The following is a 762-nucleotide window of genomic DNA, read 5'->3' as shown; positions in this document are numbered from 1 at the left end:
CGAACCCACCGGGCGGTCGTGGCTGGCCCGCGACACCGTCCTGCAGCGCCGGGTGCTGCTCAAGGAGCTAGCCGCCGAGCCGGAGCGGGCCGACGAGGCGCTGCGCGCCGCCCGCACCGCCTCCCGCCTGAGCCACCCGCACCTCGTCGCGGTCTACGACGTCGTCACCGACAGCCAGCCGCCGCTCCTCGTCCTCGAGCTCGTCGACGGCCCGACCCTGACGGCGCAGGTGCGTGAGCAGGGTCAGCTGCGCCCGCACGACGACGCCGTCCTCGGTGCCCAGCTCGCCTCCGGCCTCGCGGCCGTGCACCGCGCCGGCCTCGTGCACGGCGGGGTCGGCCCGTCGAGCGTCCTCATCGGTGCCGACGGTGCTCCCAAGCTGACCGAACCCATCGTCCACGACCCCACCCTCACCGGCGAGCGTGGCCGGTCCGCCGACGTGTGGGCCCTCGGCACGACCCTGCGGGGCGGTCCTCGTCGGCGGCGGTCGCGGCACCGAGCTCGGCGCGGTGCTCGCGGCGATGACGGCCAAAGGACCCGTCCCCGTCGCCCGACCGCCGACGAGGCCCACCGCCGGCTCGCGGACCTCGCCGACGAGCCGGAGGTCGACCCGGCGGTCGGCTTCGGGCTCTTCCCGTGGGCGGACGACGAGCCCGACGAGACGGTGGTCATCCCACGGAGCGAAAGGGGGCTCCCGTCGCCCCGCGCAGCCGGACACCGGTGTGGCCGCCGCGAGCGGCGCGGCGGGCGTGGGCGGCGCGG

General features: G+C 77.4%; 1 protein-coding gene. It reads left to right on the top strand.

Annotated features, from left to right (window positions below; all coding sequences use genetic code 11):
* On the top strand, positions 1-762 hold a 762-nt coding region (locus AC2W7J_RS18570; protein ID WP_485984276.1), incomplete at both ends, for a protein kinase.

It is taken from the genome of Janibacter sp. CFPM2_SD2 (assembly GCF_057364645.1).
The sequence above is the reverse complement of the archived record's forward strand: the minus strand, read 5'-3'. Positions and strand labels throughout refer to the sequence as shown.